This window comes from Pandoraea pneumonica, assembly GCF_902459645.1.
Taxonomy (GTDB): Bacteria; Pseudomonadota; Gammaproteobacteria; order Burkholderiales; family Burkholderiaceae; genus Pandoraea; species Pandoraea pneumonica.
The window spans coordinates 1,004,774-1,021,065 of sequence record NZ_CABPSK010000002.1 but is presented as its reverse complement, the minus strand read 5'-3'; the positions used below and the strand labels follow the sequence as shown (position 1 = coordinate 1,021,065).

Genomic DNA, 16,292 nt, shown 5'->3' with positions numbered 1-16,292 from the left:
CCCCGATGATTGGGCGCAACGGGTGGCGACTTCAACGGAGCAATGCAATGCGACAAAGAAAACTCGGCAACACCGGCCTTTTCGTCTCGGAACTGTGCCTCGGCACGATGACCTTCGGCGGTCAGGGCGAGCTGTGGAGCAAGATCGGACATTTGCAGCAGAACGACGTCGACACCCTCGTGGGGCGCGCACTCGACGCCGGTATCAACTTCATCGACACGGCCGACGTCTATTCGGAAGGTCAGTCGGAAATTCTGACCGGCCAAGCCCTGCGCAACCTCAAGGTGCCGCGCGACAGCGTCGTGGTCGCGACCAAAGTGTTCGGTGCGACCGGCGCGCAAGGCACGAACTCGCGCGGCCTGTCGCGCTATCACATCATGGACGGCATCAAGGCCAGCCTGAAACGCACCGGCCTCGAGCACATCGATCTGTATCAGGTGCACGGTTTCGACCCGGCCACGCCCATCGAAGAAACGCTCTCGGCACTCGATACGCTCGTGCGTCATGGCGACGTGCGCTACATCGGCGTGTCGAACTGGGCCTCCTGGCAAATCACTAAGGCGCTCGGCATCTCCGCTCGGTTGAATCTCGCAAGCTTCGCTTCGCTTCAGGCCTACTACACGGTCGCCGGACGTGATCTGGAACGTGAAATCGTGCCGATGCTGCGCAGCGAAAACGTGGGCCTCATGGTGTGGAGCCCGCTCGCGGGCGGCCTGCTTTCGGGCAAGTACACCCGCGACGGGCAAGCAGAAGCGGGCAGCCGCCGCCAAGCCTTCGACTTCCCGCCAGTGGAAGTGGAGCGCGCTTACGACGTCATCGACGTGATGCGCGGCATCGCCACGGAGAAGGGGGTATCGGTCGCGCAGATCGCCCTCGCGTGGCTGCTGCATCAACCGGCGGTCTCGACGGTCATCATCGGCGCCAAGCGCACCGATCAACTCGACGACAACATCGCCGCCACCCGCGTCACGCTCGATACGCGTGAGTTGGCCGCCATCGACGCCGCGAGCGCCCTGCCCGCCGAGTATCCGGGCTGGATGCTCTCGCGTCAGGGCGACCCGCGCCGTGCCCAACTGGCCGAAGCCGGTTTGCTGTAAAGCGCGCCGCAGGGCATGCGGCGCACGTCATCAGAACGTGTGCCGCATGCCCACGTTCACGCCGAGCTGATTCGTGCCCGGCGTGGGCGACCCGCCTGCACCGCCCGAGCTCACGGAATACGCCGCGTGCTCGCTGTTGGCGAGATAACCCACCTGCGTGTAGAGCGCCGTGCGCTTCGACAGGAAGTACGTGCCACGCACCGTCGCCATCGTGGCGCGCGTGTTCTGGCGTGCATTGAGCATGCGGAACACTTCGCCATCGACCGCGAATGACGGCGTGAACTGATACAACGCCCCCACGTAGAACATGTCGGAATTGACGTCGGCCACCGCTGCCGACGCCGTCTGCACACGCCGCCCCAGCCAGCCCCCGCCCACCTTCCAGCTACCGCCCTTCACATAGCCGTTCAACTGCCAGCGTGTGTCTTTGTCGGCAGAACTCGTGAGCGGCAACGCCGCCGCGCCGTTGAAGAAACTCGCGGCAGCGCCCGCACCGCCGCGCTGCTCGTCCCACGCGCCCGCCACACCGAACCACGGCGTGTCGTACTTGAGCATCGCGGAGACTTGGCGGCAGCTTGTCATCTGCCCCGGCACCTGCCCCGCGCACGTGCCCTGCCCCGGCGAATTGCCCGTGCCACCGCTGTCGCGTCCGAACGAGTAGGTCGCGCCCACGGTCAGGCCACTGAACACGCCTTTGTACGCCACCGTGTTGTCGCTGCGTGCGTTCGGAATGTAGCTATCGAGCGAGCCGCTGCCGTAGAGGTCCGGGCCGAGAATGTCGGCATCGCTCATCACCCAGAACGTCATCGAATACTGACGGCCGAACGACAGCGTGCCGTACTGATTCGACAAGCCGACCCACGCCTGACGGCCGAACAGGCGCCCGCCTTGATTCAGGTCGCCTGCGCGCACGTTGAAGCCGTTCTCCAGCATGAACAGCGCATGCAAACCGCCCCCCAGATCTTCATCGCCACGCAAGCCCCAGCGCGACGGCAACGAGCCGGTATTGGCAGGCATGCGCACGAGTGAACTGTTGTTGGTGCCCGCGTGAGAGATATATTCGACGCCGGTGTCGAGAATGCCGTAGAGCGTGACGCTTTGCGCCATGGCCGGGGTTTGCGCCAACGCGAAGCCGGCGGCCAGCGCGAGCGCGGGCAGTACCTTGTGGGTCACGGTGTGTCTCCTGTGAAGCGTTGTGGTGGTCCGGCCTGTGTCGGCCAGTGAGATGTGAAACACCACGCGAGCGTCGGGGGACGCACGCTTGGCGGGTGCTGCAATAAGGGAAAGGGTGCCGATCAGACCGCGCGCGCTGCGGGCTTCGCCGTGCCGGGGGTTGCGACGCCGTCGCGGCCCACGCGACGACGCATCACGAGCATGAGCCCCGCCGCGAGAAAGGCGGGAATGGCGACGATCTGGAACGCCTGCGCCGTGCTCGATGCCGTGGCGATCAACACACCGCCCAAGCTCGAACCGAGAATCGAACCCAGCCGTCCGACGCCGAGCGCCCATGCCACGCCGGTCGCGCGCGAGGCCGTCGGGTAGTAGGCCGCCGTGAGCGCGTTCGCACCCGTCTGCGACCCGGCAATGCCGAAGCCCGCGAGGAAAACCACCACCATCAGCCAGCCGGACTGATGCGTCACAGCGCCAAGAATGCACAACGCAATGCCTGCCATCACGTATGACGCAGCCAATACGCGATACGGGCTGGTGCGGTCCATCGCAAAGCCGATCATCACCGCGCCGACGGTGCCGCCCAGCGGCAGCATCGCGCCGATACGCGCGGCTTCTGCCAGCGTGTAGCCCGAATCTTTGACCACCAGCGGCAGCCAGCTCGTGAGCAGGTAGAACGCACACAGCGTGCAGAAATACGTGGCCCACAGCAGCAATGTGCCGATCACATACTGACGCGTGAAGAGCCCGCCAACGGCCGAATTGGATGCCCCCGCCGGTGCCGCTTCGGGATCGATACGCGTGACCGACGGATCGATCTGCTTCGCGATGGCCAGCAACTGATCACCGCGATCGCCGCGTGCCGCAAGGTAACGCATCGACTCTGGCAGCCAGCGCATGAGCACCGGGACAATCGCCAACGGCACCACGCCACCCGCGATCAACACCCCGCGCCAGCCGATGTGCGGCAGCGTCTGCGCGACGATCTCACCGCCGATCGCAAAGCCCAGTGTGAAGCCGCAGAACGTGGCCGTCACCAGCAGCGATCGAATGCGCTCGGCGCAGTATTCCGAGCTAAGCGTGATCGCGTTGGGCATGGCACCGCCGAGTCCGATGCCGGTAATGAAGCGCATGATCGCGAGTTCGGTCGGGCTGTTGACGTACGCCGACGCAATGCTGCCCAGCGAGAACATCACCACCGAGACGATCAACACACGCTTGCGGCCGATGCGGTCGGCCAGCGGTCCGAAGATGAAGCAGCCGAGCATCAGGCCGCCGAGTCCGGCGCCGAAGACCGTGCCGAGGCTGGTTGTCGCCATCGCCCATTCGCTGCGAATGGCCGGGGCCAGATAGCCGATGGCGGCTGTGTCGAAGCCGTCGAGCGTCACGATTAAAAAGCACAGGGCAATGACACGCCATTGAAATGGCGTGATGCCCCGTCGATTCATCAAAGCGGTGATTTCCATGTCTGTCTCCTATACGGCGAACGCCGTGGGCTAACGTCATCGGCTATGGCGTCTGTGGACGACGCTCTTGGTTGGCCAATGCCGGGGGGGGGGCGATTCAGGTTGCGGTAGTTGCCATGTGAAGCTCCGGGTCGCCTGCTGAGAGGTATTCCCACATGCGCTCGATGATTCGGCCCGAACGCGTCGCGCGGGCGGCGCACTCGGCGGCGTCGAGCACGGCGGCGGGCATCGCAACTTCGAGCGCAAGTACATCGAGATCGACGCGGGCGGCATCCTCCAGATACCAAGTGAGGGCCACCATCGCTTCGAGCGTGTCGGCCGCAACCACCGCGCCATTGCCGCGCATCACTACCGCGGCGTTCTCACCCAGGGCGTCGATTACCGCCTGCGCTTGCGCATCGGAACGAATCAGTTGCGGGTCGTCCCAAAGCGGCACACCCGGCGCGAAATAGGTGCCCGGGCCGTGCAATGCGCGCGGCGTACGGCGCAGCGTAGAGAGCGACATCGTCTTCGGCGGCATGGTGCGCGCCACCGCGCCGATGTCGGGGCGGCGGCGATATATCTGCTGGTGCAAACGCACTTCGCCGAGCACGCCATCGGGCAACGGACCGTCGATAGGCACCACCGTGCCCGCTTCGCCCACGCCGATCAGGCCCATCGGACGCGCAGCGCACACGAGAAATCGCGCATCGTCGAGCCGCACACTGCAATGCCCGTAGGCGTGAGCCAGACCCGCGCGCGCCAACGTGCGGGCGGCCACACGAACGGCGCGGTCGGCATCTGCAATATCGGTGCGCATGGCGGCGCGCGCCTGTGCAGGCGCAGCTTGGAAGTTCTGTGTCATGGGGAAACCGGGCGTCGCCGCCTCGCTTAAGTCAGCGGCAGCCGGGGAGCCCCCGGCGCGCGCCTTATGCGGCTATCAGGCCGAAAACTCGGGAATCTCGGGCTTCGCGCCCCACATGCAGAACCCGGTCGGATCGAACGGGAACTGACGCGGCACGTAGGTCGCTTCGTCTTCCGGGGCGATCTTGCGCACGCCGGTGGAGTACTCGTAGACCATGCCGTCCGGCCCCGCGAAGTACAGGAACATCGCGTGCGATGTCGGGTGACGCCCCGGGCCGAATCGAATCGGCACCCCTTGCTCGCGCAGGAAATACCACGAGCGCATCAGATCGTCGATGCCGTTGACCTGAAAGTTCACGTGCTGGATACCCGCGCGTTTGGCCGGGAAGAGCGCGATTTTGTGATGCACGTCGTCGATGCGCAGTAATGGGGCGTCGCCGATGCGATCGGACACACGGGCATTGCACACGCTCGTCCAGAACGCTTCGTCACGGCGCGCGTCGGTCGTGCACAGCCCTACGTGGCTGAACGAATCGATACCCGCATCGCGCTCGCCGTGATAGCCGCGCCCGGTCTGTGCGGCGCGCAGCACGAGCTCGATCTGGTTGCCCGTGGGATCGCGAAACGTGAGGAAATCGGCCACGCGGCGCATGTCGGATTCGTCCCGCGTGCCGCGGCGGAAGTCGATGTGCATCGCTTCAAGCTGCGCAGCGGCGGCGTCGAAATGCGCATCGCTCGCGATGTCGAACGCTACGGTGTGATCGGCCGGATCGCCTTCGAAATAGCACACGGAATGGTCGCGGCTGTCGCTGCGGAGGTATACGTAGCCGGCTTCACGGCGCACTTCTTGCAACCCGAGAATGGTGCGCGCATAGCGCGTAGCCCCTTCGAGGTCGCGTGTGCCCAGCCGCACGTAACGAATGTCGTGCAGATTGATCACCGCCTGTCTCCTGCGGATGTTGTTCGTGTCGCGGGCCAGTGCCCGGTTTGTGATGAACACGATAAGGAGCGCCGCCGCATGACGCCAACGAATTGCGTAAATGCGGGGTATTTACGCCGTGAATCAGGCGTGCAGCATTCGCGGCAGAGCGCGTGCGGCGTGGACGTGTGTGAGCGGGGTCGTGCGCTGGATGAGGCGCAGGTGCGGCTTCGGGCTTAGGGTTTAGTCTTCGCCGTGGAAGAGACGGAACATCGTGCTGCGCAGCCACCGATGGCCCGCGTCGGCATGAAAGCGCTCATGCCAGAGTTGCGAGATATCGAACACTGGGCTCTCGAACGGCAATGCGAAGGTGCGCAGTTCTGCTGCGGCTTGGAGCGCGCGGCCGAGCCGGGTCGGCACACACACCACGAGGTCGCTCGCCGCGATCAGCGCCGAGAGCCCCATGGAGTGCGCCATGCGCAGCGCGACGTGGCGCTGTCGACCGGCGTGGGCAAACCACTGCTCGACCGCCGTCTCGAAGACGTCGTGATTGCCCGCCGTGGGGCGATACACCGCATGCGCCGCACTGAAAAACGCCTCGGCGCTCAGACTTTCCTGCACGGCAGGATGCCCGTCGCGCACCAGGGCGACGTAGTGTTCGCGAAAGAGGCGTTGCTGATGAAAGCCCGACGAGAAACGCGTGAACAGGCCAAGCGCGAGATCGATATCGCCCATCGCCATGGCGGTCTGCGCTTCGCGCGGCGTCGTGTCGACGGTGACGATACGCACACCCGGCGCTTCTTTCGCCAGCGTGGCCATCAGCTTCGGGATGAAGATCAGTTGGCCGATATCGCTCAGGTAGAGGCGGAAGGTGCGTTGCGCGTTTGCGGGGACGAAGTCTTGCGGCGCTTCGACCGCGCCGCGAATCAGACTCAGGCCATCGGTGACCGGTTGCGCGAGTTGCAGCGCGAGGTCGGTTGGCAGCATGCCTTGCGGCGTTTTCACGAACAGCGGATCGCCGAAAGCCAGACGCAAGCGCTTGAGCGCGTTGCTCACGGCGGACTGCGTGAGGTTAAGCTCCTCGGCCGCCACGGTCGTGCTGCGCGTACGCAACAGCGACTCGAAGACGAGCAACAAATTCAGATCGAGCGAGCGTAAGTTCATCCCCTGCCGTGCATCCATGCCAAAACGGTGACGCATTTTAGGCAACCTGCGCCGTCGTGCGCATTGCGGGAAACCCCCGCCAACGGCGCGGTGGGTTCGTGGTATTTGCGTGCGCGTTGATTGACTAGCGCGACGCGTAACAGTGTTCTCAGCGCTCGGCCTCAGTACCCGCTCGCGGCGACGGCAGCCTGCAACCGCGCGATCACGTCCAGCACTTCGGGGCGCTTCTCGCGCTTGGCCGTCACGATGTTGTAGCGCAGCGGGCACTCCACTTCCACGTCGGACACTCGCACGAGCTGGCTTCGTTTGAGCCACGCATCGGCCAGCGGTGTGCGTGCCAACGCGAGGCCTAGCCCGGCTTCGGCAGCGGCAAGCACAACGGTGTAGTCCTCGAAGCGCCGGTCGCGCGCTCGCGGGCGCAGCGATACCCCCTGCGCGCCGCACCACGCGCGCCATCCCGTGAGATCGGAATCGTGCAGCAAGGGGAGCGCCAGCATGTCGGACACGCTGGCCCCTTTGAGACGTGCGGCGACTTCGGGCGATGCCAGTGGGTAGAGCGTCTCAGGCAGCAGCGGCTCCCAGTCGACATTGGCCCAGGCACCCCGCCCGTAGCGAATGGCAATGTCCACTTCCCCCGCGCCAACGTCGGCATTGCGATGCTCGGTGGTCACCTGAATATCAATGAACGGGTCGCCCGCTTCGAGCGAGGGCAAGCGTTCGAGCAGCCAGAGCTTGGCGAACGACGGCACGACGCTGATACGCACGGCCGGGGTTTTGCGCGATTGATGCCACTGGTCGGCGGCGGCGTCGATCACGTCGAAGGCATGCTCGACGCGCCCGAGAAAACGCTGGCCGTCGCACGTCAGGCTCACCCCGCGCGCATGGCGCTCGAAAAGCGCGCAACCGAGCCAGTTCTCGACCGCGCCAACCCGGCGGCTGATAGCACCGTGCGTCAGACCGCTGGCCTCGGCGGCGGCACTGAACGAGCCATGCCGCGCGACGAGACACACAGTTTCGAGGTTGGCCAGTGGCGGACGGGCGCGTAGCGGTGCGTTCATAGGGGTTGCGCTGGGAGCGTGAAGGTGTGAGTTTGATTCACACCTTGCTATCGAATAGTGCAGTAGCTTATCACCCCGTAGGTGCGGCAACATGAGGGCTTGCAGGCGATGTTTGCCTCGCAGTTTTCTGCCGTCGCGCGTGGTCGTGCGGCGGATCCCTTTTCCGTCAGGAGTCCATCGTGTCAGCCGCTGCCCCCGCCAACTTCACCCTCTACGCGGACGCTCAGTTCACGAGCCCGTACGCTTTGTCCGTCTTCGTCACGCTGCGCGAAAAGGGGTTGCCGTTCGATCTGCGCACCGTCGATCTCGCGCTCGGGGCGCATCACGAAACCAGCTATGCCGACCTGTCGCTCACGCGCCGCGTGCCCACGCTGGTGCATGGCGACTTCACGTTATCGGAGTCGTCGGCGATTACCGAATACTTGGAAGCGATCGCCCCTGCGAACCCCGTGTACCCGACCGACGTGCGCGAGCTGGCTCGCGCTCGGCAGGTGCAAGCGTGGTTGCGCAGCGATCTGGGGGTGTTGCGTGCGGAGCGTTCAACCGAGGTCATCTTCTATGGGCCGACGCGCGATCCGCTCTCGGACGCCGGTTACGCGGCGGCGAGCAAGCTCATCGCCATCGCGCAAAGTCTGCTGCCCGACGGCCGGATGTCGCTGTTCGATAAGTGGTGTATTGCGGATGTGGATCTGGCGCTGATGCTCAATCGTCTGGTCTATAACGACGACGTCGTGCCGCCCGCGTTGGCCGAGTTCGCCCGCCGGCAGTTTGCGCGTCCCGCAGTGCAGGAGTGGATCGCCATCAAGCGCCCGGCGCGCCCGGGCGATCCCGTGGAAGACAAGGCCGCCTAAGCCGCCAGCATCGTCAAACGCTGACGATGGATGTTGATGTGAAAGAGAACGAGCAGGCGGTGCGGACAGTCGTCGCGCAATGCGACTCTGGCGCCGTCTTGCTCGCCTTCTTGCAAGGCGTGACGGCTATTGAGCGCGGCTTGAAACGCCACGCCAGCGAGGGTGCGCGTGGCGAAAATCAGCAGCGCAAGCGACGCCGCCATGGCCAGGCGAAAGTCGGTGGTCGCGAAAATGGTTTGCGGCACGTCGAACACCAGCATGGCAATGACCACGCAGGCGTCGATGCAAGTGGCTCCGAGCGACGCCACGAGCAGATAGGCGCGCAACATTCGAATCGTTGTCGATTGCATGTGTCCTCCCTCCCATTGCTCACATCATCCGCCGACGATGTTAAATGTCGAGCGTCTCTTGGCGAGTGACCGAAACCATTTTTTACACACTGTTACCGTACGTGGCTACCGCCCCATGTTAGTCACCGGCTTGGCGGCGATCCGCTAAATTTCGCATTTTTATAGCAAAAATCCACCAAATTGCGAGAATTTCCAGCGTCAGGCACGCGAGAAGCCCGCCGAGACGCTTCGTGCGGTGAATTCAGTCGACAGGCAGGCCCCGAAAGGAGGAAAATATCGCCACCTTGCCGTTTACGTTAACGGCATAGACGACCAAGCCAACTCTGCCGAGACACTGAAGAAACATGAGCGCTGACAACCAACTGCGTTTTGTCGTGGAGCCGCACGCCAACCCCACCCCCGCCGACCAGATCGCCGCCAAGCTGGCCAACCCGGTGTTCGGCCGTGTATTTACCGATCACATGGTCACGATCCGCTGGACCGAAGGCACGGGCTGGCATGACGCCAAGGTCGAAGCACGCCGTCCGTTCGAGATCGATCCGGCCTGCGCCGTGCTGCACTACGCACAGGAAATCTTCGAAGGCATGAAGGCCTACCGTGGCGAAGACGGCAAGATTTCGCTGTTCCGCCCGCAGGCGAACGCCAAGCGTTTCCGCGAGTCGGCCCAGCGTATGTCGATGGCCGAGCTGCCGGAAGCCCTGTTCCTCGAAGCCGTGGAAAAGCTTGTCGATATCGACCGCGCGTGGATTCCGGGCACCGAAGGCAGCAGCCTGTACATCCGCCCGTTCATGTTTGCCTCGGAAAGCTTCCTTGGCGTGCGCGCGTCGCATGAGTACATCTTCTGCGTGATCGCCTGCCCGGTGGGTCCGTACTTCAAGCCGGGCAAGTCGGCTGTGACCGTTTGGGTGTCCGACCAGTACACGCGTGCAGCGCCCGGCGGTACCGGCGCAGCCAAGTGCGGCGGCAACTATGCCGCCAGCCTGATCGCGCAGACCGAAGCCAGCGGCAAGGGCTGTGACCAGGTCGTGTTCCTCGACGCTGCACAGCATCGCTGGATCGAAGAATTGGGCGGCATGAACGTGTTCTTCGTGATGGACGACGGCTCGCTGCAAACGCCGCCGCTCTCGGGCACGATTTTGCCGGGCATCACCCGCGCGTCGATCATCGAACTGGCCCGCCGCAACGGCCTGACCGTGAACGAAACCCCGTACGAATTTGCACAATGGCAAGCGGATGCTGCCAGCGGCCGCGTGAAGGAAACCTTCGCGTGCGGCACGGCAGCCGTGGTGACGGCCATTGGTCAGGTCAAGCATGCCAAGGGCGAATTCACCATCGGCGACGGTGGCGAAGGTGCCGTGACCAAGCGCATTCGTGACGAACTCACGGGTATCCAGCGCGGCAAAGTGGCCGATCCGCTGGGCTGGGTCCACCACGTTGCCTGATGGCGCGTTAAGTCTTAATTAGGTCTTAAACAAGCGCCTGAATGGGCGCTTGAACATAACAGGCAGTGAAGCTGCGCGTCGCCCGAGACAGCGACGCGGGAAATTATCGGCGGCGCGTGACGACACAAGGAGAGTCGCACGCGCCGTCTTGTTGTTCCTGACTTACAGATCATGAAACACGAATCGGGCGCTATATCTGGCGCCATCGCGGCCACCGACACAATCGGCGTGCCGCATTCCGTGCTTGAAGACATCTACGCGATGATCATCGGCATGGCATTTGTGGTGGTCGGTCTGGTGCTGCTCAAAGCTGCCGGGTTAGTCACCGGTGGCGTCGCAGGCATCGCGCTGCTCGCCTCTTATATCTTTCCGCTACCGGTGGGCACCATCTTCACGCTGGTGAACATTCCGTTCTTCCTGTTCGCGTACTTCACGATGGGGCCGGGCTTCGCGCTCAAGTCCACCATCGCGAGCTTCGGCATCACCTTTGCGCTGGCGGCCATGCCGCAGACCCTCCACGTCGCGTTCGTCAACCCGCTGTTTGCCGCGTTTGTCGGTGGCACGCTGTGCGGCATGGGCATTCTCGCGTTGGCGCGTCATGGCGCGGGCGTGGGCGGCACCGGCATCGTTACGCTCTGGCTGCAACGCCGTCGTGGCATCAATGCTGGGATTTCTCAGGTGTGCATCGACGCGACCATTCTGCTTGTCTCGACCGCCACCATCCCGCTCGGACGCGTGGGCTGGTCGGCACTCTCGGCCGTTGCCATGAGTGCCATGGTCGTGGCGTGGCACCGCCCGGGTCGCTATACCGGACGGTAAGCGCTCGCTTGCGTGAGCAGCCATTGGCGGAACACCGTCAGTGGCTGGCCGTGCGTGAGTTCCGTCGGGTAGACAAGGTAATAGGCCGACTCGGCCACGCTTTTCACGTCGAACGGAATCGTGAGGTCCAGCGCGCCAAGCTGGGCCTCGACGAAGAACTTCGGCACCAAGGCGATGCCAAGCCCGGCCGCGGCGCCCGCAATCAACATCGTGTGCAGTTCGTAACGCAGACCTTGCACCGTGCGGTTGTCCTCGATGCGTTGCTCGGCGAACCAGCGCGTCCATGCCGAGGGGCGCGTCGTCGAGTGCAACAACGGGTATTGCAGCAAGTCGGCCGCCGTATTGACTGGCCCCCGCAGCAACGACGGGCGGCACACCGGCACCACCTCTTCCCCGAATAGATAGTCCGACGACGTTCCCGGCCACGTCGGCTGGCCGAAGTGAATGGCCGCTTCGAAGTGTGTCTCGTCGAACGTGAACAGGTCCGTGTGCACGCCCATGTTCACGCGCACGTCCGGGTGCCGATCGTTGAAGTCTTTCATGCGCGGAATCAGCCATTCCGAGGCAAACGTCGGCAGCACCGCCAACTCCAGATACCCCCCGCCACTGCCGTGCGCCATGATCGACAGCGTGTCGCGGTCGAGTTGCTCCAGCGTGCGGCGCACTTGCGTGCTGTACAGGCGCCCGGCGCGCGTGAGCACCACGCGCTGCTTGGCCCGCACGAACAAGCGAACGCCGAGTTGCGTCTCCAGCGTGGCGATCTGGCGCGAGACGGCACTTTCTGTCAGAAATAGCTCGCGGGCCGCGTGGGTAAAGCTTTCGTGCCGGGCGGCCGCCTCAAAAGCGAGCAGCGCCCCCGTGCTTGGGGTTCTGAACTTGCGCATATTGATTCCAAAAACGCATCAAGTGGCAATTTTATCTCGCTTTACGCGAGTGACATCCCTTTCAATAATGCTGTCACTGCAAGAAGGCGCGGCCTGACACTCCGGCGCGCCTGCCCCGACACCCTGCGGCGCCGCGCGACATGAGAGGAGCGACGGCGTCCACCCCTGCGAGACATTCCGATGCGCAATGCCAATGTGCAGTCCTTGCTGGTTTCCCTGCTGGGAGAGGCGCGTACCGACGCGCTTTTCGCCACACTCAATACGCCGTCGATTCTGGCCGTGTTCGAGCCGGGTCAGGTGACCCGAGCCGAGTTGGCCCAGGCCATGAACATGGCCTTGTTCGAGGGGTTGCTGGCGCGTTCGGCCAACGGCCGTCAATACACCGAAGAAACCATTGCCGCCGGTGGCAGCGTTTACTTCGATCATGGTGCGTTGCGCACCGTGCGCTGGGCTAACAACGGCGCGTTGCCGCCGGGCGAAGCGGCGTTCACGCGCATTCTGCGCCCGCTCGGCTTCCGTCCGAACGGCCGTTATCCGCTTGACCGACTGGGCATGACCGGCCGCGCGTACGCGCATGAAGATGCGCCCGAAGAGATTTCGCAATTCTTCGTAAGCGAATTGCATCCCGAGCGCTTCTCCGAAGCGTTCCAGCAGGCAGTGTCCAACGTGGTGGGTACGTCCAAAGACCCGCTCACGCCCGCAGCGGTTGGTCAACTGTGGGAGCTGGAACGCGACGGCACGCTGCCGCTGGAAACCGCACAGGCACTGCTGCCCGTCATCGTGGGGGCATTCGAGCGTCAGCACGATGTGCCCAGCGAGGCCGATTACGACGCACTGCTGGCCGAATCGGCCGAGATGGCGTGGATTGCCACCGAAGGCAACGCCTTCAACCATGCGACCGACCGTGTCGAAGACGTCTTTGCGTTGTCGGATGCCGAGAAGGCCAAAGGCCGTCCGATGAAGCCTGAAGTCGAGCGTTCGCGCTCGGGCCGCGTGTTCCAGACGGCATACCGCGCCGACGTCGTGCGCCGTGAGTTTCGCTCGGCTAGCGGCGAGATCGTGACGCGCGACGTGCCGGGGTCCTTTTACGAATTCATCACGCGCCGTCGCGAATACGACAACGCCAAGCATTGCTGGAAGATCGACCTGCGTTTCGACGCGGGAAATGCACAGGGCATCTTCAAGATGACCGCTAACGCCAAATGACCGTGGGGCGCGGCATGCGTATTGCGACGGGCGCACAATAGGCCCACGCGACGCTGGCTGCGTCCATTGCCTGCTACTACCGACTGTTACCACCGGCTGCTGCTACCGGCCACTAACTGGCTGCAACAACCGGACTACCTAGGGATATCAACGTGAACGCCACCTCCATCCTCAACGAACTGGGCATTGCCAAGCTGGCCGAGACCGGCGACATCGCCGTGCATTCGCCGATCGACGGCGCCTTGATTGGCCGTGTGGCCAGCGCCAGCGTGGCCGATGCGCAAGCGGCACTTGCCCGCGCGCAAACCGCCTTCACCGCGTGGCGCAACGTACCGGCCCCGCGTCGCGGCGAGCTGGTTCGTTTGCTGGGCGAAAAACTGCGCGAACGTAAGCAGGCACTGGGTGCCCTCGTGACACTCGAAGCGGGCAAGATCCTGCAAGAGGGTCTGGGCGAAGTGCAGGAAATGATCGACATTTGCGACTTCGCCGTCGGGCTGTCGCGTCAGTTGTACGGCCTGACTATTGCGTCGGAGCGTCCGGGCCATCGTATGGCTGAGACGTGGCATCCGCTGGGCGTTTGCACCGTCATTTCCGCGTTCAACTTCCCCGTGGCCGTGTGGTCGTGGAATGCGGCGCTCGCGCTTGTGTGCGGCAATGCCGTCGTCTGGAAGCCGTCGGAAAAGACGCCGCTGACTGCGTTGGCCGTCAACAAGCTGATGGAAGAAGTGATTGCCGAATTCGGCGACGCCCCCGAAGGCCTGACCGCACTCGTCATCGGTGGCCGTGATGTGGGCGAGGCACTGGTTGCCGATCCGCGTTCCGCCATCGTGAGCGCGACGGGCAGCACCGAGATGGGCCGTAAGGTCGGCGTGGAAGTCGCGCGTCGTTTCGGCCGTTCGATTCTCGAGTTGGGCGGCAACAACGCTGGCATCGTGACCGGCAGCGCCGATATGGAACTGGCGTTGCGCGGCATCGTGTTCTCTGCGGTGGGCACGGCGGGTCAGCGTTGCACCACGCTGCGCCGACTGTTCGTGCATGAGAGCGTGTACGACAAGACCGTCGATCGTCTGAAGACCTTGTACGGCAAAGTCTCGATCGGTAACCCGTTGGAGCGTGGCACGCTGATGGGCCCGCTGATCGACGAAGGCTCGTTCAAGCGGATGCAGGCTGCGCTCGAGAGCGCGCGTGCGCAGGGTGGCAAGGTAACGGGTGGCGAGCGTCATGCCGTTGCGGGTGCCGAGAACGGCTTCTATGTGAAGCCCGCGATTGTCGAGATGCCGAAGCAGACCGAAGTCGTGTTGACCGAAACCTTCGCGCCGATTCTGTACGTGCTCAAGTACAGCGATTTCAACGAAGCGATTGATGGCAACAATGCGTCGTCGCACGGTTTGTCGTCGTGCGTGTTCACGACCGATTTGCGTGAGGCCGAGCGCTTCACGTCGTCGGCCGGTAGCGATTGCGGTATTGCCAACGTCAACATTGGCCCGAGTGGCGCGGAGATTGGCGGCGCGTTCGGTGGCGAGAAAGAGACGGGCGGCGGGCGCGAGTCCGGTTCCGATGCCTGGAAGGGTTACATGCGCCGTGCCACCAACACCGTCAACTACTCTTCCGCCCTGCCGCTCGCGCAAGGCATCGACTTCTCCATCGAGTGATATCGCGATAAAGCGTGCCTGGCGCCATGGACTCCCACGAGCCATCCGCCGGGTGCGCAGCGAATCTTGCGAGCGCCTGCCCGCCACGTTTAGCGCGCAGCGTTTGCCACCTCCTGAGTTTCCTTTTCACGTCACACGCACCACGCTTTCGAAAGCGAGGCCTACATGTACGCCTTCACTTCAGTGTTTGCCAATCCGGCGGGCTCGCCCATTCGCGAGTTGTTCAAGTACTTGTCCGAGCCGGGCATGATTTCGTTCGCTGGGGGATACCCGGCCAGTGACTTATTCGACGTCGACGGGTTGGCGGCGGCGCAGGCGCGAGCTTTCGCGCAGCCGACGCGATGCTTGCAATATGGCCCGACCGATGGACTGGCCGAACTCAAGACGCAGATCGTCGCGTTGATGGCGACACGTGGCGCAAAGTGCGCGAGCGAAGAATTGTTGGTGACCACTGGTTCGCAACAGGGTCTCGACTTGTTGTTGCGGGTGATGGTGGCCCCGGGCGACGTGGTGGTGACCGAGCAGCCAGCGTATCCGGCGACGTTGCAGGCGCTGAGACTTGCACAGGCGCAGATCGTGACTGTGCCAGTCGATGCGGATGGGTTGGACGTCGACCATCTCGCGACCTTGCTGCGCGAGGGAAAGATTGCGGTGCCGAAGTTGTTGTACACCGTGCCGACGTTTGCCAACCCGACGGGTGCGACGTTGTCGCGCGAGCGGCGTGTCGCGCTGTTGAAGTTGGCGGCCGAGTATCGCTTCATCGTGATCGAGGACGATCCGTACGGCGACTTGCGGTTTGCGGGCGAGGCGTTGCCGACGTTGTTGGCGTTGACGGACGAGGTACCGGGTTCGCGGGCGTGGGTCGTGCACTTTTCGAGCTTGTCGAAAATCGTGGCACCGGGCTTGCGCGTGGGTTGGACCATTGCGCCGCCGGAGATCGCGCGACGCTGCGTCGTGGCGAAGCAAACGGTGGATTTGTGCAGTGTGCCGTGGACGCAGGCGGTGGCGGCGGAATACTTGGCGGACGGTGCGTTGGCGCGGCATTTGCCGAACATCAAGGCGGCGTACAAGCGCAAGTGCGACGCGATGTGCGAGGCGTTGGACGGCTTGCTCGGTGACGAGATCCAGTTCCAAGCGCCTGAGGGTGGGATGTTCGTGTGGGCGCGGTTGTCGGCGGTGCGCACGAGCGAGTTGTTGCCGCATGCGATCGAGCAGAAGGTGTTGTTCGTCCCGGGGACGGCGTTCTACGCGGAGGATGCCGATGCGTCGTCGTTGCGCTTGTCGTTTGCAGCACCGGGTGTCGATGCGATCGAGGAAGGCGTAAAGCGGTTGCAGCGTGCGATGCAGTCGGTGGGAGCAAAGCAGGAATAA

General features: G+C 63.9%; 15 protein-coding genes. 7 read left to right on the top strand and 8 right to left on the bottom strand.

The genetic code is table 11. The features are described 5' to 3' along the window. The first annotated feature begins 47 nt into the window (after positions 1-47). A complete protein-coding gene (locus tag PPN31114_RS13740) occupies positions 48-1,097 on the top strand; it encodes an aldo/keto reductase (protein WP_150680020.1) in 1,050 nt (349 codons plus the stop codon). Between the two features lie 30 nt (positions 1,098-1,127). On the opposite strand, the gene PPN31114_RS13735 is transcribed toward PPN31114_RS13740, so the two are convergent. The 6 genes from PPN31114_RS13735 to PPN31114_RS13710 form a co-directional block, all read right to left on the bottom strand. Then, entirely contained in the window at positions 1,128-2,270 is a 1,143-nt protein-coding gene (locus tag PPN31114_RS13735) for a porin (protein WP_370865872.1), read from the bottom strand. Between the two features lie 122 nt (positions 2,271-2,392). Beyond that, positions 2,393-3,733: an MFS transporter gene (locus PPN31114_RS13730; protein ID WP_150680019.1), complete on the bottom strand. Its 1,341-nt coding sequence runs from the start codon at positions 3,731-3,733 to the stop codon at positions 2,393-2,395. A 97-nt stretch (positions 3,734-3,830) separates the two neighbouring features. Further along, positions 3,831-4,577, bottom strand: coding sequence for a class II aldolase/adducin family protein (locus PPN31114_RS13725; RefSeq protein ID WP_306439721.1), 747 nt, complete (start codon positions 4,575-4,577; stop codon positions 3,831-3,833). Between the two features lie 75 nt (positions 4,578-4,652). Beyond that, positions 4,653-5,516, bottom strand: coding sequence for a VOC family protein (locus PPN31114_RS13720; protein ID WP_150680419.1), 864 nt, complete (start codon positions 5,514-5,516; stop codon positions 4,653-4,655). 222 nt (positions 5,517-5,738) lie between these two features. Then, entirely contained in the window at positions 5,739-6,659 is a 921-nt protein-coding gene (locus tag PPN31114_RS13715) for a LysR family transcriptional regulator (RefSeq protein ID WP_150680418.1), read from the bottom strand. Between the two features lie 161 nt (positions 6,660-6,820). Next, positions 6,821-7,717, bottom strand: a complete 897-nt coding sequence (locus tag PPN31114_RS13710; RefSeq protein ID WP_150680018.1) for a LysR substrate-binding domain-containing protein — start codon at positions 7,715-7,717, stop codon at positions 6,821-6,823. 179 nt (positions 7,718-7,896) lie between these two features. Between PPN31114_RS13710 and yfcF the strand changes: the two genes are divergently transcribed. Next, positions 7,897-8,568 carry a glutathione transferase gene (gene yfcF, locus PPN31114_RS13705; RefSeq protein ID WP_150680017.1) on the top strand — a complete coding sequence of 224 codons (672 nt, stop codon included), beginning with the start codon at positions 7,897-7,899 and terminating at the stop codon, positions 8,566-8,568. Here yfcF and PPN31114_RS13700 read toward each other — a convergent pair. Continuing rightward, the gene (locus PPN31114_RS13700; protein WP_150680016.1) at positions 8,565-8,918 is read right to left on the bottom strand and encodes a hypothetical protein; all 354 of its coding nucleotides are present in this window, start codon (positions 8,916-8,918) and stop codon (positions 8,565-8,567) included. The genes yfcF and PPN31114_RS13700 overlap by 4 nt on opposite strands. A gap of 344 nt (positions 8,919-9,262) precedes the next feature. Here PPN31114_RS13700 and PPN31114_RS13695 point away from each other — a divergent pair, with 344 nt between their 5' ends. Together PPN31114_RS13695 and PPN31114_RS13690 are read left to right on the top strand one after the other, a co-directional pair. Beyond that, the gene (locus tag PPN31114_RS13695) at positions 9,263-10,360 is read left to right on the top strand and encodes a branched-chain amino acid aminotransferase (protein WP_150680015.1); all 1,098 of its coding nucleotides are present in this window, start codon (positions 9,263-9,265) and stop codon (positions 10,358-10,360) included. A 171-nt stretch (positions 10,361-10,531) separates the two neighbouring features. After that, positions 10,532-11,179: a YitT family protein gene (locus tag PPN31114_RS13690; RefSeq protein WP_150680014.1), complete on the top strand. Its 648-nt coding sequence runs from the start codon at positions 10,532-10,534 to the stop codon at positions 11,177-11,179. Here the strand turns inward: PPN31114_RS13690 and PPN31114_RS13685 are convergent. Continuing rightward, a complete protein-coding gene (locus PPN31114_RS13685) occupies positions 11,164-12,063 on the bottom strand; it encodes a LysR substrate-binding domain-containing protein (protein ID WP_150680013.1) in 900 nt (299 codons plus the stop codon). The genes PPN31114_RS13690 and PPN31114_RS13685 overlap by 16 nt on opposite strands. A 180-nt stretch (positions 12,064-12,243) precedes the next feature. On the opposite strand from PPN31114_RS13685, the gene PPN31114_RS13680 reads away from it, so the two are divergent. The 3 genes from PPN31114_RS13680 to PPN31114_RS13670 all read left to right on the top strand — a co-directional run bounded on the left by PPN31114_RS13680 (position 12,244) and on the right by PPN31114_RS13670 (position 16,292). Then, positions 12,244-13,269, top strand: a complete 1,026-nt coding sequence (locus PPN31114_RS13680; protein ID WP_150680012.1) for a DUF1338 domain-containing protein — start codon at positions 12,244-12,246, stop codon at positions 13,267-13,269. A 152-nt stretch (positions 13,270-13,421) separates the two neighbouring features. Continuing rightward, on the top strand, positions 13,422-14,921 hold the full coding sequence (amaB, locus tag PPN31114_RS13675; RefSeq protein ID WP_150680011.1) for an L-piperidine-6-carboxylate dehydrogenase: 1,500 nt from the start codon (positions 13,422-13,424) through the stop codon (positions 14,919-14,921). Positions 14,922-15,086: 165 nt separating this feature from the next. Continuing rightward, positions 15,087-16,292: an aminotransferase-like domain-containing protein gene (locus PPN31114_RS13670; protein WP_150680010.1), complete on the top strand. Its 1,206-nt coding sequence runs from the start codon at positions 15,087-15,089 to the stop codon at positions 16,290-16,292.

Coding starts and splice junctions, on each gene's coding strand:
- PPN31114_RS13740 (WP_150680020.1), top strand. CDS start 48: ATGCGACAAAGAAAACTCGGCAACACCGGCCTTTTCGTCTCGGAACTG.
- PPN31114_RS13725 (WP_306439721.1), bottom strand. CDS start 4,577: ATGACACAGAACTTCCAAGCTGCGCCTGCACAGGCGCGCGCCGCCATG.
- PPN31114_RS13710 (WP_150680018.1), bottom strand. CDS start 7,717: ATGAACGCACCGCTACGCGCCCGTCCGCCACTGGCCAACCTCGAAACT.
- PPN31114_RS13685 (WP_150680013.1), bottom strand. CDS start 12,063: ATGCGCAAGTTCAGAACCCCAAGCACGGGGGCGCTGCTCGCTTTTGAG.
- PPN31114_RS13700 (WP_150680016.1), bottom strand. CDS start 8,918: ATGCAATCGACAACGATTCGAATGTTGCGCGCCTATCTGCTCGTGGCG.
- PPN31114_RS13695 (WP_150680015.1), top strand. CDS start 9,263: ATGAGCGCTGACAACCAACTGCGTTTTGTCGTGGAGCCGCACGCCAAC.
- PPN31114_RS13715 (WP_150680418.1), bottom strand. CDS start 6,659: ATGAACTTACGCTCGCTCGATCTGAATTTGTTGCTCGTCTTCGAGTCG.
- PPN31114_RS13680 (WP_150680012.1), top strand. CDS start 12,244: ATGCGCAATGCCAATGTGCAGTCCTTGCTGGTTTCCCTGCTGGGAGAG.
- PPN31114_RS13690 (WP_150680014.1), top strand. CDS start 10,532: ATGAAACACGAATCGGGCGCTATATCTGGCGCCATCGCGGCCACCGAC.
- PPN31114_RS13730 (WP_150680019.1), bottom strand. CDS start 3,733: ATGGAAATCACCGCTTTGATGAATCGACGGGGCATCACGCCATTTCAA.
- PPN31114_RS13670 (WP_150680010.1), top strand. CDS start 15,087: ATGTACGCCTTCACTTCAGTGTTTGCCAATCCGGCGGGCTCGCCCATT.